Here is a 21937-nt window from a genome sequence, read left to right on the forward strand (position 1 = left end):
AACATACCTGTTACCCCAGATTTTTGCACTTAGTACAGCGCCTTACCGGAACTGTCTTTTACATTGGTCTTCCATGCAGCGCGAACTTGCTCAACCACAGAGGCTGGCAGCGTTGCGTAATCCAGGGCGTTAGCTTCTTTCGCGCCAGATTTGTATGCCCAGTCAAAGAACTTCAGCACTTCTGCACCCTGCTCAGGGTTTTTCTGCTCTTTGTGGACCAGGATGAAGGTGGTGGAGGTGATTGGCCACGCTTCGTCACCTTTCTGGTTGGTCAGATCCTGTGCGAAGGATTTGCTCCAGTCAGCGCCTTTAGCCGCGTTAGCAAAGTTTGCTTCGGTCGGGCTTACTGGCTTACCGTCAGCGGACAGCAGCTTGGTGTAAGTCAGGTTGTTCTGCTTAGCGTAAGCGTATTCAACGTAGCCAATGGAGCCTGGCAGACGCTGTACGAAGGCTGCGATGCCGTCGTTGCCTTTACCGCCCAGACCAGTTGGCCAGTTAACGGTAGAGCCTGCGCCAATTTTGGATTTCCACTCTTCGTTCACTTTAGACAGGTAGCTGGTGAACACGAAGGAAGTACCGGAGCCGTCAGCACGACGAACAACCGCGATGTTCTGATCCGGCAGTTTGTGGCCTGGGTTCAGCTTAGCAATCGCCGGGTCGTTCCATTTTTTGATGGTGCCCAGGTAGATGTCACCCAGGGTTTTGCCGTCCAGAACCAGCTCGCCAGACTTGAAGCCAGGCAGGTTAACCGCCAGCACTACGCCACCGATTACGGTAGGGAACTGGAACAGGCCTTCTTGCTGTAATTTGTCATCCGCCAGAGGGGCGTCAGAAGCGCCGAAGTCAACGGTGTTAGCAATGATTTGCTTCACGCCGCCGGAGGAACCGATACCCTGGTAGTTCACCTTGTTACCAGTTTCTTTCTGGTAGGTATCTGCCCACTTGGCATACACCGGCGCAGGGAAGGTTGCACCAGCGCCAGTCAGGCTTGCAGCTGCAAACGCAGTAGAAGCGCTCAGAGATAAGGTCGCGGCGACAACAGTTGCGACAGTGGTACGCATAACGTTCATAATGTCTCCTGCCAGATGTTCGTAAATTGTTGTTTAATTGAATACAGGGTAGAAAATAGGACAGTTTGGTGACAGTTAAATGTACGAATTATGACAGTTTTATGACAATCCGCTCAGTGTCATAAAAAAACACACAACCCCATGTTTTTTAAAGCATCATTAAATTCAGTTTATTTAAAAAGGTGTTTAAAAATGAAAGCCTATCTGTCTGTATTATGTACGATATCACTCATTATGACAGCCTCTACCGTTTACGCTGATGCCGTTGAAGCACGTAATACGGATAGTTTCAGCTCAACGCTCGCCACCTTTTCAGGAAGTAATACCCTCGTCCCTACATCGATTAAGGAAAGTACAATTGTCGAGATGAAGAATCGCCTGGAAAAGTTGCAGTCAAATTACGACGGTAGCGTCAGGAAAATAGATGAGCAGGAAAGCAGGCTGGATGAGATGAAAAACAAACTGTCTCAAATGGAAAGTAAAGCCAATGAGCAGCAATCCAAAATGGACAGCCTGAAGCGGGATAACGAGCAGCTTTCCCGCAAGATTGATGAACTCGCCCAGAAAATTAAATAACAAAAAAGCCCTCAACTGCGTAAAGGGCTTATCTATAACTCTGCGACAATTTATCCGGCGACGCTAGAGGACGTCTCTGTCCAGCTCGGGCATCATCACCACGCTCTCCTGCTCGTTAGGATCGGTCCGCGAAATAATCACCACCGCAGGCTCATCGGTATTGTTGTAAGGCAGGTGCGGGGTATCCATCGGGATATAAAGAAAACTGCCGGCGGGAAGCTCAAGAAAATGCTCCAGCGCATCGCCATAAAGCACCGACGAAGTTCCGCTCAGGGCATAAATTGCGGTTTCATGGTGTTCGTGCTTGTGGGCTTTAGCCTGCGAACGAGGAGGAATGGTCGCCAGCTGCATATGGATATGCTGCGAATCGACGGCCTCCTTTGAAACACCTACCTGATAAGAAAGCCCCTGCTTGCCTATAAATACTGGCTGCGGCTTGACCAGCCGACAGTGAGGTTTGTTTGCCGACATTTGTTGTTTCCCAATCAGAAATAAAAACACCCTGCAAACTCGCCGTTCGCAGGGTGGATGCGAAAGCTAACCCGGTATCTCGCCCGAGGTTAGCTTCGTTTATAGCATTATTGATCTGGTGAGAAACGGCTTTTCCATCCGCTAATCGCGACTGATTAGTGACAAAAAATTACTCAACCGTTACCGATTTCGCCAGGTTACGCGGCTGGTCGACGTCGGTGCCTTTGATCAGCGCCACGTGGTAGGACAGCAGCTGCAGCGGGACAGTGTAGAAGATAGGCGCAATCACCTCTTCCACATGCGGCATCTCGATGATGTGCATGTTGTCGCTGCTGGTAAAGCCAGCGTCACGGTCGGCGAACACATACAGCTGGCCGCCGCGGGCGCGAACTTCTTCGATGTTGGATTTCAGTTTCTCCAACAGCTCGTTGTTTGGAGCCACAACGATAACCGGCATATCGGCATCGATCAGCGCCAGCGGGCCGTGCTTCAGCTCGCCTGCCGCATAGGCTTCAGCGTGAATATAGGAGATCTCTTTCAGCTTCAGCGCACCTTCCATGGCGATCGGGTACTGATCGCCACGGCCAAGGAACAGCGCATGATGTTTGTCAGAGAAATCTTCCGCCAGCTGCTCAATGCGTTTGTCCTGGGACAGCATCTGCTCGATACGGCTTGGCAGCGCCTGCAGGCCATGTACGATATCTTGCTCAACCTGTGCGTCAGCGCCTTTCAGGCGACTCAGCTTAGCCACCAGCATCAACAGTACGGTCAGTTGAGTAGTAAACGCTTTGGTTGAGGCTACGCCGATTTCCGTTCCGGCATTGGTCATCAGCGCCAGGTCTGATTCACGCACCAGAGAAGAGCCTGCCACGTTACAAATCGCCAGCGAACCGAGATAGCCCAGCTCTTTGGAAAGGCGCAGCGCCGCGAGGGTGTCCGCCGTTTCGCCAGACTGGGAAAGGGTGATCATCAGGCTGTTGCGGCGCACCGCAGATTTGCGGTAGCGGAATTCAGAGGCGATTTCGACATCGCAAGGCACGCCGGCCAGCGCTTCAAACCAGTAGCGGGAAACCATGCCTGAGTTATAGGACGTACCGCAGGCTACGATTTGAATATGCTCAACTTGAGAGAGCATTTCATTGGCTTTTGGCCCCAGCTCCGTCAAATCCACTTCACCGTGGCTGATGCGCCCGGCCAGGGTGTTTTTGATGGCGTTCGGCTGCTCGTAGATCTCTTTCTGCATGTAATGGCGATAAATGCCTTTGTCGCCAGCGTCATACTGCAGATTGGATTCGATGTCCGGGCGCTTAACCTGCTCGCCTTTGGTATCAAAAACGGTCACCGCGCGACGGGTCACTTCGGCGATATCGCCCTCTTCAAGGAAGATGAAGCGGCGGGTTACCGGCAACAGCGCCAGCTGATCGGAGGCGATAAAGTTTTCACCCATGCCCAGGCCGATAACCATCGGGCTACCGGAACGCGCGGCCAGCAGCACATCCGGGTTACGGGTATCCATGATTACGGTGCCATAGGCGCCGCGAAGCTGAGGAATAGTGCGAAGGACAGCGTCGCGCAGCGTGCCACCCTGCTCCAGTTCCCAATGCACCAGATGAGCAATAACTTCGGTATCCGTCTGGGAGACAAACGTGTAGCCACGAGACTGAAGCAATTCACGCAGCGGTTCGTGGTTTTCGATAATGCCGTTGTGTACGACCACAATATGGTCGGATACATGTGGGTGAGCATTAGTTTCTGAAGGTTCGCCGTGCGTTGCCCAACGGGTATGGGCAATCCCGGTGCCGCCATGCAGAGCGGTTTCTTCCGCAGCTTCCGCCAGTTTCTGTACTTTGCCCAAACGACGCAGACGGGTCATGTGACCTTTATTGTCCACAACCGCCAGGCCCGCAGAGTCGTACCCGCGGTATTCCAGACGACGGAGTCCTTCAAGAAGGATTTCAGCGATATCACGTTGCGCCACTGCGCCAACAATTCCACACATAATTTTTAAGTCCTGATAATGGCGTTAGCCATGTGTTGTCGCTGACCTGTTTATTCCGGTATTTCCGGAGCCCCGAGCCTTGTAGAGAGTGGGGTTATTTTTATGGTTACTGCTTTTGGGTGGGGCGTTTTCAAGAACGACCCTCACCCCAGCCCTCTCCCTGGAAGGGAGAGGGCGGAAATCTGTGTTTTATTCAGCTCCCAGCCCCCTTTGGGGAGAGGGAGAAAATCCGTGTTTTGTTCAGCTCCCAAGCCCCTTTGGGGAGAGGGAGGAAATCTGTGTTTTATTCGGCTCCCAGTCCCCTTTGGGGAGAGGGAGAAAATCCGCGTTTTATTCAGTTCCCAGGCCCCTTTAGGGAGAGGGAGAAAATCTGTGTTTTGTTCAGCTCCCAAGCCCTTAGAGAGGAAGGGAAAGCCATCTCAGTCCAGTTCCCTCTCCCTTTGGGGAGAGGGTTAGGGTGAGGGGAAATTACTTTTTCTTAACCGGACGCTGCCAGCCCTGAATGTGTTTCTGTTTTACGCGGCTGATCACCAGTTCATTTTCAGCAATATCGCGCGTCACTGTCGTCCCGGCGCCAATTGTGACACCGCTGGCCACGGTGACCGGGGCCACCAGTTGAGTATCTGAGCCAACAAACACGTCATCACCAATGATCGTTTTATGTTTGTTCGCGCCGTCGTAATTGCAGGTAATTGTGCCTGCACCGATGTTCACATTGTCGCCAATTTCGGCATCACCGAGGTAGCTCAAATGGCCCGCTTTAGAACCTTTCCCCAGACGAGCTTTCTTCATTTCAACGAAGTTGCCCACGTGAGCGCCTTCCGCCAGTTCCGCGCCAGGGCGCAGGCGGGCAAATGGCCCGATGGTGCAGGCGGCTTCAAGCGTCGCATCTTCAATAACCGTATACGGACTGATTTCGCAGTCATCACCGATGACGGCATTTTTAATCACGCAGCCGGTCCCAATCTTCACGCGGTTACCCAGCGTAACGCGACCTTCCACAATGACATTAGTATCTATTTCAACATCGCGCCCGTGCGTAAATTCACCGCGTAGATCGAACCGAGCCGGATCGCGGAGCATAACGCCCGCCAGCAGCAGCTTATCGGCCTGCTCCGTCTGGTAAACGCGTTCCAGGCGAGAAAGCTGCAGGCGGTTATTCACGCCTTCGACTTCACTCAGTCGATCCGGATGAACGGCGGCAATTTCACGGCCTTCACCATGAGCCAGGGCAATAATGTCCGTGATGTAAAACTCGCCCTGGGCGTTGTTGTTATCCAGCTTGCCGAGCCAGCGCTTCAGATCTGCGCCGTTAGCCACCAGAATCCCGGTGTTGATTTCCTTGATTTTGCGCTGTTCTTCGCTGGCGTCTTTATGCTCAACGATGCCAACGACCTTGCCATTTTCCCGCGCAATACGGCCATAGCCGGTCGGATCATCAAGCTTAACGGTCAGCAAACCAATGCCGCCCTGCGGTTTAGCTTCACGCAGGCGCTGTAAAGTTTCGACGGAGATCAGCGGCACATCGCCGTACAGCATCAGAATGTCTTCGTCATCGGCAAAGAACGGCGCCGCCATCTGCATCGCGTGGCCGGTTCCCATCTGCTCCGCCTGCAGTACCCAGTTAAGCGAGCCGTCGTTCAGGGTTTGCTTTAGCAGATCCCCGCCGTGGCCATACACCAGGTTCACCCGCTGAGCACCTAATTTATTAGCGGCGTCAATGACATGCTGAACCATTGGCTTCCCAGCCAGCGTGTGCAGCACCTTTGGAAGATCTGAGTACATGCGGGTTCCTTTGCCGGCGGCAAGGATAACCACGCTCATTGCGCTGTTTGACATACGTGTCCTGAATCTGTTTAGTGTGTGAAGTAAAGCGATTTAGCCTTGAAAATTCTACATATTTTGCACCAAAAAATACGCTGCTGCTAATTTCACCGCCTTGAGATTATCTGCGTCTTTTATAGCAGTAATCGCGGCAGAATCCATGAGAATTAAGGCCGAAACAGGGGCTAACCCCCCCGAGAAAACCGCTATCTAGCTGGTTTTATGGTTATTTTGAGCATGGAATAAAGCTGAGGAATAAAAAAATGCCAGTCAGGTTTCCCGGACTGGCATTTGTCTTTTCAAGCAGGTAGTTACATCGCTTTTTTGGTTAACTCGATAACGCGCAGTTTGGCGATCGCTTTAGCCAGTTCAGCAGAAGCCTGAGCGTAATCCACGTCACCGTGGGAGCTGTGCATGTGCTCTTCAGCTTTGCGTTTCGCTTCCAGGGCACGCGCTTCGTCGAGATCCTGACCGCGAATCGCGGTGTCAGCCAGGACGGTTACGTTACCCGGCTGAACTTCCAGAACACCGCCGGACAGGTAGATAAACTCTTCATGTCCGTGCTGTTTAACGATGCGAATCATACCAGGCTTAATGGCGGTGAGCAGCGGGGCGTGGCCAGGGTAGATACCCAGCTCACCTTCGCTACCCGTTACCTGGATCTTCTCGACCAGACCGGAGAACATTTGCTGCTCCGCGCTGACGACGTCCAGGTGGTAAGTCATAGCCATGTCACCCTCCGATTAGGCGTTAAAGTTTTTTCGCTTTCTCAACGGCTTCGTCGATGGAGCCAACCATGTAGAACGCCTGCTCTGGCAGATGGTCGTATTCGCCGTCCATGATGCCTTTAAAGCCACGGATGGTATCTTTCAGCGAAACGTATTTGCCTGGAGAACCGGTAAAGACTTCTGCTACGAAGAATGGCTGAGACAGGAAGCGCTGGATCTTACGCGCACGTGCTACAACCAGTTTGTCTTCTTCGGACAGTTCGTCCATACCCAGAATCGCGATGATGTCTTTCAGTTCCTGGTAACGCTGCAGGATAGACTGAACGCCACGCGCGGTATCGTAGTGCTCCTGACCAACAACCAGTGGATCCAGCTGACGGCTGGTGGAGTCCAGCGGGTCAACTGCCGGGTAAATACCCAGAGATGCGATCTGACGGCTCAGCGTAACGGTTGAGTCCAGGTGCGCAAAGGTGGTCGCCGGAGACGGGTCAGTCAAGTCATCCGCAGGAACGTAAACGGCCTGTACGGAGGTGATAGAACCGGTCTTGGTGGAGGTAATACGCTCCTGAAGAACACCCATCTCTTCTGCCAGAGTTGGCTGATAACCTACCGCAGAAGGCATACGACCCAGCAGTGCAGATACTTCTGTACCGGCCAGGGTATAACGGTAGATGTTATCAACGAACAGCAGAACGTCGCGGCCTTCGTCACGGAATTTTTCCGCGATGGTCAGACCGGTCAGCGCTACGCGCAGACGGTTACCTGGTGGCTCGTTCATCTGACCGTAAACCAGTGCTACTTTATCCAGAACGTTGGAGTCGGTCATTTCGTGGTAGAAGTCGTTACCCTCACGAGTACGTTCACCCACGCCCGCAAACACGGAATAACCGGAGTGCTCGATCGCGATGTTACGGATCAGCTCCATCATGTTTACGGTTTTACCTACGCCCGCACCACCGAACAGACCAACTTTACCGCCCTTAGCGAACGGACAAATCAGGTCGATAACTTTGATGCCGGTTTCCAGCAGTTCCTGAGAGCTGGACAGCTCTTCGTAGGAAGGTGCTGCACGGTGAATAGCCCAACGGTCTTCTTCGCCGATGTCACCTTTCATGTCGATTGGCTGACCCAGTACGTTCATGATACGGCCCAGGGTCGCTTTACCTACCGGGACTTCGATCGGGTGCTCGAGGTCATTGACTTGCAGACCGCGACGCAGACCGTCGGAGGAACCCATTGCGATGGTACGCACGATACCGCCGCCGAGCTGCTGCTGAACTTCCAGCACCAGCTTCTCATTGTTGTTCTGTACCTCAAGCGCGTCATAAACGCGCGGTACGCCGTCCTGAGGGAACTCGACGTCCACCACGGCGCCGATTACCTGGACAATCTTTCCAGTAGCCATCTTGAATCCTCTACGTAATTCGTTTACCCGTCATATTTCAATTTGCAGATGCGTTGACTGCCTTCCCTCACCTCAGTCACTTACTGAAGTAAGCTCTTGAGGATTTGCTCAGTTGGCGTCTTTCTGCAAACCGAACTATTTAGGGTAATAAACCTGGTTTAAACCGCGGACGCACCACCGACGATTTCGGTAAGTTCCTGAGTAATGCTGGCCTGACGAGCTTTGTTGTATACCAACCGCAGCTCTTTAATCAGGCTGCCGCCGTTATCGGTTGCGGCTTTCATCGCCACCATACGTGCGGCCTGCTCGCTGGCCAGGTTTTCTACGACGCCCTGATAAACCTGAGACTCAACATAACGACGCAGCAGGGTGTCCAGCAGCGCTTTCGGGTCCGGTTCGTACAGGTAGTCCCAGGATTTACGCTTCAGATCCTCATCTTCTGATGCCGGTAACGGCAGCAGCTGAGTGATGGTCGGAACCTGAGACATGGTGTTAACAAATTTGTTGCTGACAACGTACAGCTTGTCCAGACGACCTTCGTCGTAGGCTTGCAGCATCACTTTCACCGGGCCGATCAGTTCAGACAGGGAAGGGGTATCTCCCATGCCGGTAACCTGAGCAACCACGTTGCCGCCAACGGAGTTGAAGAAAGAAACGCCTTTAGAGCCGATCATCGCGAGTTCGCTCTGAACGCCCTTATCGGACCACTCTTTCATATCCGCCAGCACTTTTTTGAACAAGTTAATGTTCAAACCGCCGCACAAACCACGATCGGTCGACACCACCAGGTAGCCCACGCGCTTAACGTCGCGTTCTTCCAGGTATGGGTGCTTATATTCCAGATTACCGTTCGCAAGGTGACCAATCACTTTGCGCATGGTATCTGCATAAGGACGGCTGGCCGCCATGCGATCCTGCGATTTACGCATTTTGGAAGCGGCGACCATCTCCATCGCTTTGGTGATCTTCTGCGTGTTCTGGACGCTTGCGATCTTACTACGTATCTCTTTTGCGCCGGCCATGAGCTTCTCCTCAATGCCTTGCGGCTTGCCCTAGAGCAAGCCGCCAGACGTTACCAGGACTGGGTTGCTTTAAAGGAGTCGAGGATGCCTTTCAGCTTGCCTTCGATCTCGTCGTTATAGCCACCGGTCTGGTTAATTTCTTGCATCAGCGGAGCGTGATCACGGTCAGCGTAAGCCAGCAGAGCGGCTTCGAAGCTACCGATTTTCGCCAGTTCCACGTCTTCGAGGTAACCGCGTTCAGCCGCGAACAGCACCAGGCCCTGTTGTGCAACAGACATTGGGGCATACTGTTTCTGTTTCAGCAGCTCGGTCACTTTCTGACCGTGGCTCAGCTGTTTACGGGTGGCTTCATCCAGATCGGATGCGAACTGAGAGAACGCAGCCAGTTCGCGATACTGTGCCAGCGCGGTACGAATACCACCGGACAGTTTCTTGATGATCTTGGTCTGAGCAGCACCACCAACACGAGATACCGAAATACCTGGGTTAACTGCCGGACGAATACCGGAGTTAAACAGGTTGGTTTCCAGGAAGATCTGACCATCGGTAATCGAAATTACGTTGGTTGGAACGAACGCAGAAACGTCACCCGCCTGGGTTTCGATGATCGGCAGAGCGGTCAGGGAGCCGGTTTTACCTTTAACTTCACCTTTGGTGAAAGCTTCCACGTATTCCGCGTTAACGCGGGATGCGCGCTCCAGCAGACGGGAGTGGAGGTAGAACACGTCGCCCGGGAACGCTTCACGACCAGGTGGACGACGAAGCAGCAGGGAAACCTGACGATATGCAACAGCCTGTTTAGACAGGTCATCGTATACGATCAGCGCATCTTCACCGCGGTCACGGAAGTATTCGCCCATTGCGCAACCAGCATATGGTGCCAGGTATTGCAGTGCAGCGGATTCAGAAGCAGTTGCCACAACAACGATGGTGTTGGACAGTGCGCCGTGCTCTTCCAGTTTACGAACCACGTTAGAAATGGTGGACGCTTTCTGGCCGATAGCCACGTACACACATTTAATACCGGAGTCACGCTGGTTGATGATGGCATCGATTGCCATCGCGGTTTTACCGGTCTGACGGTCACCGATGATCAGCTCACGCTGGCCACGGCCGATTGGAATCATCGCATCGACGGATTTATAACCGGTCTGCACCGGCTGGTCGACGGACTGACGTTCGATTACGCCTGGCGCGATAACTTCGATTGGCGAGAAGCCATCGTTATCAACCGGACCTTTACCGTCGATTGGTGCACCCAGGGTGTTCACCACGCGGCCCAACAGGCCACGGCCAACCGGAACTTCCAGAATACGGCCAGTACACTTAACCTTCATGCCTTCGGCGAGGTCAGCGTATGGACCCATAACTACAGCACCTACGGAGTCGCGCTCCAGGTTCAGTGCGATAGCGTAACGGTTACCCGGCAGGGAAATCATCTCACCCTGCATACAATCGGCCAGGCCGTGAACGCGGATAATACCGTCACTTACAGAAACAATTGTACCTTCGTTATGAGCTTCGCTCACAACATTGAACTGAGCAATGCGCTGCTTGATCAGTTCGCTGATTTCGGTGGAATTCAGTTGCATGCTCCAGTCCCCTTAAGACTGCAAGACGTCTGCAAGGCGTTCAAGACGGCCGCGTACGCTACCGTCAATGACCATATCACCCGACTGGATGATAACGCCCGCCATAACAGACTTATCGATTTTGCAATTCAGCTTAACTTTGCGTGACAGACGTTTTTCCATTGCGGACGTAATGTTTGCAAGCTGTTCATGGCTAAGTTCGGCCGCGGAGGTTACCTGAACCTCTGCAATCGCTTCACTCAGCGCGCGTAAATGCGCGAACTGCTCAAGAACATCCGGGAGCGCTTTTAAACGACCGTTATCAGCCATCACCTTAATCAGGTTCTGGCCGTTGGCGTCCAGCTGCTCGCCGCAAATGGCGATGAACGAATCTGCGAGCGTTTCTGGTGCCAGGGCACCGGAAAGAAGCTCTTCCATTTGTTCGTTTTTCGTTACCTCGGCAGCAAACGCCAGCATATTCTGCCAGCGGTCTACGCTCTGGTGTTCGACGGCAAAGTCAAAAGCTGCTTTGGCGTAGGGGCGAGCTACAGTAACAAATTCAGACATCAGCCCCTCCCTCCTTACAGTTCAGCGACCAGTTTATCGACGATGTCGCTGTTAGCAGCTTCATCTACGGAACGTTCGATTATCTTCTCGGCACCGGCAATTGCCAGCAGAGCGACCTGCTTACGCAGCTCTTCACGAGCGCGTTTACGCTCAGCGTCGATTTCTGCCTGAGCCTGCCCAACGATTTTATTACGTTCCTGCTCTGCCTCAGTTTTCGCTTCATCAAGGATCTGGGCACGGCGTTTGTTCGCCTGCTCAATGATCACCTGAGCTTCCGCTTTGGCTTTTTTCAGCTGGTCGGTCGCGTTGGCCTGTGCAAGGTCAAGGTCCTTTTGAGCACGTTCTGCAGAAGCAAGACCGTCAGCAATTTCTTTCTGACGCTTCTCGATGGCTGCCATTAATGGCGGCCATACGTACTTCATGCAGAACAGAACAAACAGGACAAACGCGATGGCCTGGCCGAGGATTGTTGCGTTAATGTTCACAGCACAATGCCTCTTTGTTAGTTAACGTTCTGATATTACTAGATGACTCAAACATCGCTCACTAGGCGACGGCGAACATCACGTACAGACCCAGACCAACAGCGATCATTGGGATTGCATCCACCAGACCCATAACGATAAAGAACTGAGTACGCAGCAGTGGAATCAGATCTGGTTGGCGTGCAGCGCCTTCCAGGAATTTGCCCCCGAGGATGCCGATACCGATCGCAGCACCGATTGCCGCCAGACCCATCATCACAGCGGCAGCCATGTACAGCAGATCCATATTCAGGTTTTCCATGACAGTCTCCAAGTTTGTTTCAGTTAAACGCAGTAGTGGTAAGTAAATTAATGTTCTTCAGACGCCATCGACAGATAGACGATCGTCAGAACCATGAAGATGAAGGCTTGCAGCGTAATAATCAGGATGTGGAAAATGGCCCACGGCACATTCAGAATCCACTGTGACCACCACGGCAACAGACCTGCAATCAGAATGAAAATCAGCTCACCGGCATACATGTTGCCGAACAGTCGCAGACCCAGTGATACAGGTTTGGACAGCAGGCTTACCCCTTCAAGGATTAAGTTGACAGGAATAAATGCCCAGTGATTGAACGGCTGCAGCGTCAGCTCTTTCGTGAAGCCGCCAATGCCTTTCATTTTGATGCTGTAGAACAGAATGAGGATAAACACGCCTAGCGCCATAGACAGGGTGATATTCACGTCCGCAGACGGCACCACGCGCAGGGCTGGCAGGCCAAAGATATGCTCACCAATGTATGGCAGCAGATCGATAGGCAACAGATCCATCAAGTTCATCAGGAAGACCCAGACGAAAATCGTCAGGGCGAGTGGAGCGATAACCTTGCTTTTGCCATGGTACATGTCTTTCACGCTGCCATGTACAAAGCCGATGATCAGCTCTACAAAAGTCTGGAATTTACCCGGGACGCCGCTGGTTGCGGTTTTCGCCACTTTACGGAACAACACCAGGAACACCAGACCCAGAAATACTGAGAAGAACATGGAGTCGATGTTGAGCGTCCAGAAGGTAGCCGGGGGGTTATGCGGATCCACCAGCGAGAAAGTACGCAGGTCCAACTGAAGGTTATTCAGGTGGTGACCTATATACTCCTGCGGTGTAGAGATTTCTCCTGCAGACATGATGCCTCTTACCCTTTGTTGTTAATTACAGCTGGTGCGAGTATCTGCACAACCAGCACCGAAACCCACGTCACTATTAGCGGCAATACCACCGCCTTAAAGTACGCCAGCGCCACCACTAAAATGATGAAGGTCGCAATCACCTTTAGCACTTCGCCGAAAGCGAATGTCCAGGCCACGCGGCCTTTTGCGGGTGTATGCGCCTGATGACGCCAGGCAAAAATCATAAACAGCGCGTTTGGCAACCAAACCGCCAGGCCTCCACCGAGAGCGGAAGCGCCCCAAGAAGGCGCTTTAAGGCAAAACAGCAGTCCAATTGCTACCACAGCCAGAAGTTGGATGAACAGAAGCTTGCGGGCTACGTTCTTACTCAAGAGCGACACAGACATGGCGTTTCCTAACTCCTGCTACCTATGAGGTATGTCGCGTGTCGTATAAAACTGTCTTTGCGACGCTGAGTCAAGCCTCAAAAAGCGAGCAAATTATACGGTGCGGCCCAGTGATTTCAAACAATAAGTAGCGAAAAGGTGAACAAATGTTTAATTAATTTTCCGCACAGCCATTTTCTGACTTTTGATAAATCGCATCGGCTTCCTCAAAAAGTGCAAATAAGCCGAAATCCCTGACAGCAAAGCGTGCACACGATCACAAATTAAACATCTTATCGCTATGCCTTATTTTGCCGCCAAAGAAAGAACCAATTATATATGATTGATAATTAACCTGATTAATGTGCACTCTGTTTAAAACAAGCTGAAACATCATAAAAACCTTTCATTGACATTCCAGTTAAACTTTTAACATCCGGCAAAGGCCGTTTTTCGGCATAATTTTAGCCGAATGATATTTTCGAATAAAATTATTACCCTGGTAACTAATCACTTTTAAGTTAAAAGCAGGATAAATCCGAGTTAAAGATTGGTTAAATGTAACCAACCATTACATCGTTCGCCCCGTCGCTTTTTAACCTCAGTGAAACATCTCTATCGCGTCGTTTTTTGATAAATATTAAGTTTTGTTTGCCTTAATCAGCACCAAATGCCTCTCCCCTTCCAGGCTCGGCACGTTGAGTTTGACGATATTTTCAACGGTGAATCCGGCAGGCAGTTGGGTAATTTCTTCGTCCGGACGCACCCCTTTCAGCGCATAGAACTTCCCGTGCACAGCAGGCAGATGGTGACACCAGTTCACCATGTCGCTTAGCGAGGCAAAAGCCCGGCTGATAACGCCGTCAAACGGAGGTTCCGCCGGGAAATCCTCCACGCGGCTTTGTACCGGAGTAATGTTTTCCAGCTTCAGCTCGTGCTGTACTTGCCGCAGGAATCGCACACGCTTGCCGAGGCTGTCCAGCAGAGTGAAATGCGAATCAGGGCGCACGATTGCCAGCGGGATCCCAGGAAGACCAGGGCCCGTGCCAACGTCGATAAACCGGCTGCCCTGCAAATGCGGTTCGACCACAATGCTATCCAGAATATGCCGCACCAGCATTTCATCAGGATTACGCACCGAAGTCAGGTTGTATGCCTTGTTCCATTTGTCGAGCAGCGAAACATAGCCCACCAGTTGCTGCTGCTGATTTTCAGGGAGAGTTATGCCCGCTTCTTTCAGCAGGCGAGATAATTTAGTCAGCACGTCATAAACCCATCAAAAAAAGAGGCCAGGATTGCCTGGCCTGTTGTCGTCTGTTTTTAAGCGCTGCGTCGCAGCAGCCCTTGTTTTTTAAGCCAGACAAGCAAAATAGAGATTGCCGCAGGGGTAATACCCGAGATGCGCGAGGCCTGGCCAATGGAAACCGGTTTGTGATCGTTAAGTTTGGCGATCACTTCGTTAGACAGCCCGCTCACCTGACTATAGTCGAGCGTGGCTGGCAACACAGTATTCTCATTGCGCTGCTGTTTTTCAATCTCATCCTGCTGGCGCGCGATATAGCCTTCGTATTTAACCTGGATCTCGACCTGCTCTGCAGCCTGAGGATCTTGAAGTCCTGGCGCAAAGGTCGACAGCTGCGTCATCGCAGCGTAGGTCATTTCTGGGCGACGCAGCAGATCTTCGCCGTTAGCTTCTTTGGAAAGTGGGGCACTGAGCTGCGCGTTCACCTCTGCTACCTGCTCAGAGTTCGGGTGCAGCCAGATATCTTTCAGGCGCTGGCGCTCACGTTCGATCATTTCCAGCTTATCGTTGAAACGAGCCCAGCGAACATCATCCACCAGACCCAGCTCACGACCGGCTTCGGTGAGACGCAGATCGGCGTTGTCTTCACGCAGCATCAAGCGATATTCGGCCCGAGAAGTAAACATACGGTAAGGTTCTTTGGTCCCCAGAGTGCACAGGTCATCAACCAGCACGCCAAGGTAAGCCTGATCGCGACGCGGTGCCCAACCCTCTTTCTCGGCAGAGAAGCGTGCGGCATTGAGGCCGGCAAGCAAACCCTGAGCAGCGGCTTCTTCGTAACCGGTGGTGCCGTTGATCTGACCAGCAAAGAACAGCCCCTGGATAAACTTGCTTTCCAGCGTTGGTTTCAGATCGCGCGGATCGAAAAAGTCATACTCAATCGCGTAGCCTGGGCGAACGATCTTCGCATTCTCCATTCCCTTCATCGAACGGACGATTTGCATCTGAACGTCAAACGGCAGGCTGGTGGAGATCCCGTTCGGGTAAATTTCGTTGCTGGTCAGCCCTTCAGGCTCCAGGAAGATTTGGTGCGCGTTGCGATCGGCAAAACGCATCACTTTGTCTTCGATAGACGGGCAGTAGCGAGGGCCAATGCCTTCGATAATCCCTGCATACATTGGACTGCGGTCGAGGTTATTACGAATGACCTCGTGAGTTTGCTCATTGGTATGCGTGATGTAGCAAGGTACCTGCTCCGGGTGCTGGTTCACGTTCCCCATGAAGGAGAAGACCGGCATCGGGTTATCTCCGTGCTGCGGAGCAAGTACGCTGAAATCAATGGTGCGGGCGTCAATGCGCGGAGGTGTCCCGGTTTTCAGGCGGCTGACGCGCAAAGGCAGTTCACGTAAGCGACGTGAGAGCGGGATCGACGGAGGATCGCCTGCACGGCCACCGCTGTAGTTATCCAGACCAATGTGGATCTTGCCATCCAGGAAGGTGCCTACCGTCAGCACAACGGCTTTCGCGCGGAATTTAAGCCCCATCTGGGTGACTGCGCCGACGACACGATCGTTCTCAACGATAAGATCTTCAACCGCCTGCTGGAAAATCATCAGGTTTGGCTGGTTCTCCAGCGCGGTGCGCACGGCCTGCCGGTAAAGCACGCGGTCTGCCTGAGCACGAGTGGCGCGGACTGCCGGGCCTTTGCTGGCGTTTAGTATTCTAAACTGAATACCTGCATGATCGATCGCGGTAGCCATCAGGCCACCGAGAGCATCCACTTCCTTAACCAAATGTCCCTTGCCAATACCGCCAATAGCCGGGTTACAGGACATCTGTCCCAGCGTGTCGATATTGTGTGTCAGAAGCAGGGTCTGCTGACCCATACGAGCTGCGGCCATGGCCGCCTCTGTGCCTGCATGACCCCCGCCGATGATAATGACGTCAAAAGGATCTGGATAAAACATGGTAACTGCCTCGGTTTCGCGAATGAGGGTTTGTGACTTCCCGGGCTGGGGATTCTACTCAACTTTAGTCTTTCGAGAAAGCATCGGGATCTTCGGTTATTAAAAGAAGATCTTTTTTATTTAAAGATCTCTTTATTGTGATCTCTTATTAGGATCGACCACCTCTGTGGATAAGCCATTTATCCATTTTAGGATCAACAACCTGGAAAGGATCGTTTGCTGTGTACTACCGGTGATCCCAGACCGTATAAGCTGGGATCAGAATTGAGGTTTATGCACAACTCAAAAAGTGAACAGCGGTTGTTATTGGGATAACTACGGGTTAATCCAAGCTTTTAACCAGAGTTATCCACATCTGATCGCGCAATCTTTACACTTCAGGGAGTAAATTAATCCAGGACCCAACCCAAATTTCGGCTGGATCCTCAGGAATGTCGTGATCGAGGATGTTAATTTTGAGCAATGATCCTATGCGGGTTGCACCACATTCGGTCAAAAGCAGATCGATCTTCTCTATAGCACCGCAAAACGTGTCGTATTCACGGCTGCCGATCCCGATCGCGCCATAGCTTACGTCGCTCAGATCCGGGCGCTGTTCATTTATAGCGTCATAGAAAGGCTGCAGGTTATCAGGCAGATCGCCAGCACCATGTGTGGAAGAGACCACCAGCCAGATACCGCTGGCTTTAAGATCTTCTAAAAGAGGGCCATGCAGCATTTCAGTGCCGTGCCCCGCTTCTTCAAGCTTCTCTGCCAGATGTTCTGCTACATATTCGGCACTACCCAGAGTACTGCCGCTAATCAGAGTGATATCAGCCATTGTGTCCCGCCTTTTCAAATCGTCGCGTATTGTACGCTGTGAAAGAGCGGGGATCTACCTGTGGATAATATGGGTATTAAAATTAACGATCAGGGCCGGATAGTGCGCATGATCGGGTTCTGCAGCGAGATCAGCGTTTCAGTGGACTGAATTTCATCGATTGTTTGGATCTTGTTGATAAGTACCTGCTGGAGGGCATCAATGGATCGGCACATCACCTTAATAAAGATGCTGTAGTGGCCGGTGGTGTAGTAAGCCTCAGTCACCTCATCCAGGTTTTCCAGCTTGGTCAGAGCGGAGGGATAATCTTTGGCGCTTTTCAGAATGATGCCAATAAAGCAGCAGACATCGTAGCCGAGCTGCTTCGGGCTGATGTCGATACGCGCCCCGGTAATGATCCCCGCCTGCTTCATCTTTTCGACGCGGACGTGAATGGTGCCCGGGCTGACGCCAAACTGTTTGGCCAGTTCTGCATATGCGGTGCGGGCATTGGCCATTAATGCTTCGAGTATGCCGCGATCGAGATTGTCGATCTGATAATTATCCATCACTTTTTCCTATGATAAATGCCGATTTTCCATTTTTTATAGCCTTAAATTCGTTGATTAAAAAGAGGCTGGCCTTTTTTATTGTTGATTATTGAATACGGTGACGTTTCTGTTGCTTAATCGATGACAGAAACACCACAACAAAGAGAAAAGCCATGAAAACCGCCTGGATTGCTAAACAACGTCAGATCAGTTTTGTGAAAACCCATTTTTCCCGTCAGCTGGAAGAGAAGCTGGGCCTGATAGAAGTACAGGCACCGATCCTCAGCCGCGTAGGGGATGGCACACAGGACAACCTTTCTGGCAGCGAGAAAGCAGTGCAGGTGAAGGTGAAAACCTTGCCGCAGGCGCAGTTTGAAGTGGTGCATTCGCTGGCCAAATGGAAAAGAAAAACGCTCGGCCAGCACGACTTCAGCGCGGGCGAAGGGCTTTACACGCACATGAAGGCCCTTCGCCCCGATGAAGACCGTTTATCCCCGATTCACTCGGTCTATGTCGATCAGTGGGACTGGGAACGCGTGATGGGTGACGGCGAACGCCACACCGGCACGCTAAAACAAACCGTAGAGAGCATCTGGGCGGCAATTAAGGCTACCGAGGCTGAAGTGAGTGAACGGTTTGGCCTTGCCGCCTTGCTGCCGGAGAAAATCCATTTTGTTCACAGCGAAACGTTATTACAGCGCTTCCCTGGTCTGGACGCAAAAGGCCGCGAGCGGGCTATCGCTAAAGAACTTGGTGCGGTCTTCTTAATCGGTATCGGGGGCAAGCTGTCGGACGGGAAACGTCACGACGTCCGCGCCCCGGATTATGATGACTGGTCAACCGGCGGGGAAGCAGGTTTACCGGGGCTGAACGGCGATATCCTGGTCTGGAACCCGGTGCTGGAAGATGCGCTGGAGCTTTCTTCTATGGGGATCCGCGTGGATGCGGGCACCCTGAAGCGCCAGCTGGCGATCACCGGAGATGAAGACAGGCTCCAGCTCGAATGGCACCAGTCGCTGGTGAAAGGTGAAATGCCGCAAACCATCGGCGGCGGCATTGGCCAGTCTCGTCTGACGATGCTGCTGCTTCAGCTGCCGCATATTGGCCAGGTTCAGTGCGGCGTCTGGTCGCCAGAAGTGCAGGCTAAGGTTAGCGACCTGCTGTGAGTCTTAGCGCCGCCAGCGACGCACCAGGCGGCTTCTCATCCCGGTGTCAAAGCGCCAGATATGGTCAAAGATGCGCATGATGCCGGGTTTTCCATGCCCCGACATGGCGACCGCGTGAAAGCGGTTCTGATACTGCCGCTGCAGCGCCTTCACGCTGCTGACGACATCGTCCGGTAGCCGCTGGGCGATAAAATCTGAGATCACCACCGCATCGGCATCGTGCCAGTCTCCGGTTTGCATTTTTTCCAGGATCGAGCGGAAACAGCTGGCAAGATCCGTCCCGCCGCTGAAGTGCTGGCTTAAAAAACGGATCGCCTGATCGATGCCGTCCCGCCCGCTGACCTCATAGCGCACCACTTCGCTGGAAAACAGCATAATAAAGCAGCGCCGGTTGTCGGCGAGGGCAATGCGCATCAGCGCCAGGCAAAAAGCCTTTGCGCATTGCTCGTTGAACCCGCCCATGGAGCCGGAAGTATCCACGCAGACAATAAATGGCCCGCGAGGTTGTTCGTCAAAATCCTGATGGGCGACCGGGCGTTCGATGATTTTTTCACGCCATGCGTCACCGTGCAGACGGTAAGTGAGCAGTTGCTTCTCCACCAGGCGGCGGTAGAACTCAAATTCCAGTTCTGTAATCCCCAGGGTTGCCAGTTCGGGCGGTAGCAGGCGCAGGATATCGTCGCTGCGCTGTAGGCCGTCAACCTGTTCGGGCACGGTGGCAGGTTCCCGAACCAGCATACGCCAGGGCTCCGTGGGGGAATCTTTCCGCGGGACGGATTTTGCCTCGCGGGAGCGGCCCAGCTGTTCGGCAAGCTGCATCAGCTCGGGCTGGCCGGTGAGAAAATCGCCGTATTGCACAATCAGCTGATAGTCCCCGCGCTTGAGCGTGCCGCCGCTCATATCCCACAGTTTACCGGCCGCTTTGTCGTTTTCGGCAAGAGCTGGATCCAGTTGCCCGCTTAGCGCCAGCCGCTCCTGAATCTCCGCCAGCAGCTTGTCGCGCTCGTCTTCTAACAGCTGTTGGTTAAGCGATGTGGCCTGTACAACCAGGCTCAAGCGCCAGCGCTGCAGAAACAGCGTATGCTGCGCCGGGGTGAAGTGCGGGTTATCGGCCACCAGCGTTTTGGCCTGTTCATAGAACGGTGAGCCTAGCTTATGCAGCAGTTGAATAATTTCCGGCAGCCGCATGATGAGCTGCCCGGTGGTGAGTAACTGACTCTGCTGGTAGCAAAGGACTTCCTGCGCCAGCTCATCCGGGACGTGTCCGTCCTTCAGGCGGCCTTTGAGCTGGTCTCGCCAGCGAGGTAAGTCTTCACTAACTGCTTTTTTCAAACGCGGGAATTTTTCGAAAAACACCGCCAGCTGCGGGGCAGCCAGCAGGGTAATAATGATCTCTTCTATCAGTTCGCCTTCACCAATAGCCAGGATCATATCCAGCGTTTCAACGCTTATCATTGCCGGGCCTGTTTCAGCTGTGCCGCAACGTCCTGCAGGCTGGCTTCAATTTTTCCCAGCCAGTCGCTTTCAATAAACAGGCATTTTTGCTGATCGTTAAAGCGCTCGTGCTGCTGGTGTAACGCGGCGTCGAGATCGTCAAACTGCTTTTTGATCTCATCCGGTACGCCCTGTTGCTGGTGGCCCGGCAGCGCCAGCCGTGTGGCCTGAAGGCTAACATCGCGAATGGTCAGGTGCTGGCTGTTGTCCACTTCAAGGTTAAGCAACTGCGCAAAACCAATGCCGTTCAACTTGCCGCGGATCTCGCCTCCTTTATTAAGCCACTGCGCCAGCGCCTCACGCGCCAGGGTGATATGAATCACTTCGATATCGTGCAGTTTCAGCGGCTTTTGCAGTAAAAGCGTCAGCGTTTCGCCTGTTATCTCATCCGGGAGCTGGTACTGCGGCTTGCGGCTGAACATACCGGTCTGCTTGAGCACGGTGAAAGCGTCCCGATCGCTGCTTTGCTGCTGAAGCTGGAGGCGGCGCTGGACGATGCCGCTGAGTTTGCTCAGAATGGCCTGCTGCTGCCACGCGTGGCCGGTCATCAAAACTTCAATCTGCTGCTGCATCAAATTCATGGTTGCCGTGTCGTGCCACAGACAGTCTTTGAGCAGGATAAGATCGATAGGCGCCACGGCATCGCGGCCGTTAAAGAAGGCGCTGGCCTGCAGCAGACGAATGGCTTTTTTCCAGCGGCGATCGGATACATAAGGTGCCCCCGGCGTGGCCTCAAGCAGCTGCCTCAGGGTAAAGATCAGTTCAAAAACGTCGTCCGGCAGCGCGACGCCGCCAATTTGCTGCTGCCAGGTGAAATATTCTTCATCGGTAACCTGCAGATTTTCGGTGACCGGATTAAAGTTTTCGTCGTGCTGGCTGATGAGCATTGAGCGGAAATTCGCTTTGTCCTGCACTTTGTCGAGCCACAGGCGGATCAGCATGCGGTCATACAGCGCTTCCAGGCTGCTGTCCGCTTCGGGCAATTCGTTGGAGGCGGCCACCAGCAGGCGCATGGGGATTTTGTCTTCGCTGGCGCCGTTGCGGAAGCGGCGTTCGTTAATGGCGGTCAGCAGGGTGTTTAAAATTGCCGGGCCAGCTTTCCAGATCTCATCCAGAAACACTATTTCGGCTTCCGGCAGGTAGCCGGCGGTCAGGCGCTCATAGCGGCCTTCATCTTTCAGCGCCTGAATAGAAAGCGGGCCAAAAACTTCTTCTGGCGTTGAGAAGCGAGTCATTAGATATTCAAAGGCGCGCGCTTCGCGAAAGGCGAATTTCAGGCGGCGGGCGATCAGGCTTTTTGCAATGCCTGGCGGACCAAGTAAAAAGACGCTTTCGCCGCTCAGCGCCGCCAGCAAACAGAGACGAACGGCGTGCTGACGTTCAAAAAGTCCCTTTTCCAGCGCCTGGCTGAGACGAGAAATTCTTTCAGCCAGCAAATGTGATTGAGCCATAATTAGCTTTGCA

General features: G+C 52.9%; 21 protein-coding genes. 2 read left to right on the forward strand and 19 right to left on the reverse strand.

The genetic code is table 11. The annotated features are described in order from the left end of the window. Nucleotides 1-29: 29 nt before the first annotated feature. Complete coding sequence (gene pstS, locus F3J28_RS19510; RefSeq protein ID WP_008457728.1) at nt 30-1070, reverse strand: phosphate ABC transporter substrate-binding protein PstS; 1041 nt, start codon at nt 1068-1070, stop codon at nt 30-32. A gap of 192 nt (nt 1071-1262) precedes the next feature. Between pstS and F3J28_RS19515 the strand changes: the two genes are divergently transcribed. Further along, nucleotides 1263-1646 carry a hypothetical protein gene (locus tag F3J28_RS19515; protein ID WP_166878953.1) on the forward strand — a complete coding sequence of 128 codons (384 nt, stop codon included), beginning with the start codon at nt 1263-1265 and terminating at the stop codon, nt 1644-1646. Nucleotides 1647-1709: 63 nt separating this feature from the next. Here F3J28_RS19515 and F3J28_RS19520 read toward each other — a convergent pair whose 3' ends face one another. The 16 genes from F3J28_RS19520 to asnC form a co-directional block, all read right to left on the reverse strand. Further along, on the reverse strand, nt 1710-2117 hold the full coding sequence (locus tag F3J28_RS19520; RefSeq protein WP_008457733.1) for a cupin domain-containing protein: 408 nt from the start codon (nt 2115-2117) through the stop codon (nt 1710-1712). Between the two features lie 169 nt (nt 2118-2286). After that, nucleotides 2287-4116 (reverse strand): glutamine--fructose-6-phosphate transaminase (isomerizing), encoded by a 1830-nt coding sequence (gene glmS / locus F3J28_RS19525; RefSeq protein ID WP_166878955.1) that lies wholly within the window; start codon nt 4114-4116, stop codon nt 2287-2289. Between the two features lie 468 nt (nt 4117-4584). Next, nucleotides 4585-5955 carry a bifunctional UDP-N-acetylglucosamine diphosphorylase/glucosamine-1-phosphate N-acetyltransferase GlmU gene (gene glmU / locus F3J28_RS19530; RefSeq protein WP_166878958.1) on the reverse strand — a complete coding sequence of 457 codons (1371 nt, stop codon included), beginning with the start codon at nt 5953-5955 and terminating at the stop codon, nt 4585-4587. A 296-nt stretch (nt 5956-6251) separates the two neighbouring features. Further along, complete coding sequence (locus F3J28_RS19535) at nt 6252-6671, reverse strand: F0F1 ATP synthase subunit epsilon (protein WP_008457739.1); 420 nt, start codon at nt 6669-6671, stop codon at nt 6252-6254. 19 nt (nt 6672-6690) lie between these two features. Beyond that, complete coding sequence (gene atpD, locus F3J28_RS19540) at nt 6691-8073, reverse strand: F0F1 ATP synthase subunit beta (protein WP_008457741.1); 1383 nt, start codon at nt 8071-8073, stop codon at nt 6691-6693. A 158-nt stretch (nt 8074-8231) separates the two neighbouring features. Further along, the gene (gene atpG, locus F3J28_RS19545) at nt 8232-9095 is read right to left on the reverse strand and encodes a F0F1 ATP synthase subunit gamma (RefSeq protein WP_008457744.1); all 864 of its coding nucleotides are present in this window, start codon (nt 9093-9095) and stop codon (nt 8232-8234) included. Between the two features lie 50 nt (nt 9096-9145). Further along, nucleotides 9146-10687, reverse strand: a complete 1542-nt coding sequence (atpA, locus tag F3J28_RS19550) for a F0F1 ATP synthase subunit alpha (protein WP_008457747.1) — start codon at nt 10685-10687, stop codon at nt 9146-9148. A gap of 12 nt (nt 10688-10699) precedes the next feature. Continuing rightward, on the reverse strand, nt 10700-11233 hold the full coding sequence (atpH, locus tag F3J28_RS19555; protein ID WP_039299001.1) for a F0F1 ATP synthase subunit delta: 534 nt from the start codon (nt 11231-11233) through the stop codon (nt 10700-10702). 14 nt (nt 11234-11247) lie between these two features. After that, the gene (atpF, locus tag F3J28_RS19560; RefSeq protein WP_008457751.1) at nt 11248-11718 is read right to left on the reverse strand and encodes a F0F1 ATP synthase subunit B; all 471 of its coding nucleotides are present in this window, start codon (nt 11716-11718) and stop codon (nt 11248-11250) included. Between the two features lie 61 nt (nt 11719-11779). Continuing rightward, a complete protein-coding gene (gene atpE / locus F3J28_RS19565; RefSeq protein ID WP_000429386.1) occupies nt 11780-12019 on the reverse strand; it encodes a F0F1 ATP synthase subunit C in 240 nt (79 codons plus the stop codon). Between the two features lie 47 nt (nt 12020-12066). Further along, nucleotides 12067-12885, reverse strand: coding sequence for a F0F1 ATP synthase subunit A (gene atpB, locus F3J28_RS19570; protein WP_039299003.1), 819 nt, complete (start codon nt 12883-12885; stop codon nt 12067-12069). Nucleotides 12886-12893: 8 nt separating this feature from the next. Further along, nucleotides 12894-13274, reverse strand: a complete 381-nt coding sequence (gene atpI / locus F3J28_RS19575; protein WP_008457755.1) for a F0F1 ATP synthase subunit I — start codon at nt 13272-13274, stop codon at nt 12894-12896. A 619-nt stretch (nt 13275-13893) separates the two neighbouring features. Next, a complete protein-coding gene (gene rsmG, locus F3J28_RS19580; RefSeq protein WP_166878962.1) occupies nt 13894-14517 on the reverse strand; it encodes a 16S rRNA (guanine(527)-N(7))-methyltransferase RsmG in 624 nt (207 codons plus the stop codon). A 56-nt stretch (nt 14518-14573) separates the two neighbouring features. After that, the gene (mnmG, locus tag F3J28_RS19585) at nt 14574-16463 is read right to left on the reverse strand and encodes a tRNA uridine-5-carboxymethylaminomethyl(34) synthesis enzyme MnmG (RefSeq protein WP_166878965.1); all 1890 of its coding nucleotides are present in this window, start codon (nt 16461-16463) and stop codon (nt 14574-14576) included. A 370-nt stretch (nt 16464-16833) separates the two neighbouring features. Next, a complete protein-coding gene (mioC, locus tag F3J28_RS19590; protein WP_008457762.1) occupies nt 16834-17283 on the reverse strand; it encodes an FMN-binding protein MioC in 450 nt (149 codons plus the stop codon). A gap of 89 nt (nt 17284-17372) precedes the next feature. Further along, nucleotides 17373-17831, reverse strand: coding sequence for a transcriptional regulator AsnC (gene asnC, locus F3J28_RS19595; protein WP_008457765.1), 459 nt, complete (start codon nt 17829-17831; stop codon nt 17373-17375). 155 nt (nt 17832-17986) lie between these two features. Between asnC and asnA the strand changes: the two genes are divergently transcribed. Next, the gene (gene asnA, locus F3J28_RS19600) at nt 17987-18979 is read left to right on the forward strand and encodes an aspartate--ammonia ligase (protein WP_166878967.1); all 993 of its coding nucleotides are present in this window, start codon (nt 17987-17989) and stop codon (nt 18977-18979) included. 3 nt (nt 18980-18982) lie between these two features. Here the strand turns inward: asnA and viaA are convergent, their stop codons facing one another. Next, nucleotides 18983-20434 (reverse strand): ATPase RavA stimulator ViaA, encoded by a 1452-nt coding sequence (gene viaA, locus F3J28_RS19605; RefSeq protein ID WP_166878970.1) that lies wholly within the window; start codon nt 20432-20434, stop codon nt 18983-18985. Beyond that, the gene (gene ravA / locus F3J28_RS19610; RefSeq protein WP_166878974.1) at nt 20431-21924 is read right to left on the reverse strand and encodes an ATPase RavA; all 1494 of its coding nucleotides are present in this window, start codon (nt 21922-21924) and stop codon (nt 20431-20433) included. The genes viaA and ravA overlap by 4 nt, the downstream gene beginning before the upstream one ends. Between the last annotated feature and the right edge of the window lie 13 nt (nt 21925-21937).

This window comes from Enterobacter sp. Ap-1006 (assembly GCF_011752835.1).
Lineage (GTDB): Bacteria > Pseudomonadota > Gammaproteobacteria > Enterobacterales > Enterobacteriaceae > Cedecea.

Excerpts from the sequence above, each read along its gene's own strand:
- pstS (WP_008457728.1), bottom strand. The coding sequence starts at position 1,070 with ATGAACGTTATGCGTACCACTGTCGCAACTGTTGTCGCCGCGACCTTA.
- F3J28_RS19515 (WP_166878953.1), top strand. The coding sequence starts at position 1,263 with ATGAAAGCCTATCTGTCTGTATTATGTACGATATCACTCATTATGACA.
- F3J28_RS19520 (WP_008457733.1), bottom strand. The coding sequence starts at position 2,117 with ATGTCGGCAAACAAACCTCACTGTCGGCTGGTCAAGCCGCAGCCAGTA.
- glmS (WP_166878955.1), bottom strand. The coding sequence starts at position 4,116 with ATGTGTGGAATTGTTGGCGCAGTGGCGCAACGTGATATCGCTGAAATC.
- glmU (WP_166878958.1), bottom strand. The coding sequence starts at position 5,955 with ATGTCAAACAGCGCAATGAGCGTGGTTATCCTTGCCGCCGGCAAAGGA.
- F3J28_RS19535 (WP_008457739.1), bottom strand. The coding sequence starts at position 6,671 with ATGGCTATGACTTACCACCTGGACGTCGTCAGCGCGGAGCAGCAAATG.
- atpD (WP_008457741.1), bottom strand. The coding sequence starts at position 8,073 with ATGGCTACTGGAAAGATTGTCCAGGTAATCGGCGCCGTGGTGGACGTC.
- atpG (WP_008457744.1), bottom strand. The coding sequence starts at position 9,095 with ATGGCCGGCGCAAAAGAGATACGTAGTAAGATCGCAAGCGTCCAGAAC.
- atpA (WP_008457747.1), bottom strand. The coding sequence starts at position 10,687 with ATGCAACTGAATTCCACCGAAATCAGCGAACTGATCAAGCAGCGCATT.
- atpH (WP_039299001.1), bottom strand. The coding sequence starts at position 11,233 with ATGTCTGAATTTGTTACTGTAGCTCGCCCCTACGCCAAAGCAGCTTTT.
- atpE (WP_000429386.1), bottom strand. The coding sequence starts at position 12,019 with ATGGAAAACCTGAATATGGATCTGCTGTACATGGCTGCCGCTGTGATG.
- atpB (WP_039299003.1), bottom strand. The coding sequence starts at position 12,885 with ATGTCTGCAGGAGAAATCTCTACACCGCAGGAGTATATAGGTCACCAC.
- atpI (WP_008457755.1), bottom strand. The coding sequence starts at position 13,274 with ATGTCTGTGTCGCTCTTGAGTAAGAACGTAGCCCGCAAGCTTCTGTTC.
- mnmG (WP_166878965.1), bottom strand. The coding sequence starts at position 16,463 with ATGTTTTATCCAGATCCTTTTGACGTCATTATCATCGGCGGGGGTCAT.
- mioC (WP_008457762.1), bottom strand. The coding sequence starts at position 17,283 with ATGGCTGATATCACTCTGATTAGCGGCAGTACTCTGGGTAGTGCCGAA.
- asnC (WP_008457765.1), bottom strand. The coding sequence starts at position 17,831 with ATGGATAATTATCAGATCGACAATCTCGATCGCGGCATACTCGAAGCA.
- asnA (WP_166878967.1), top strand. The coding sequence starts at position 17,987 with ATGAAAACCGCCTGGATTGCTAAACAACGTCAGATCAGTTTTGTGAAA.
- viaA (WP_166878970.1), bottom strand. The coding sequence starts at position 20,434 with ATGATAAGCGTTGAAACGCTGGATATGATCCTGGCTATTGGTGAAGGC.
- ravA (WP_166878974.1), bottom strand. The coding sequence starts at position 21,924 with ATGGCTCAATCACATTTGCTGGCTGAAAGAATTTCTCGTCTCAGCCAG.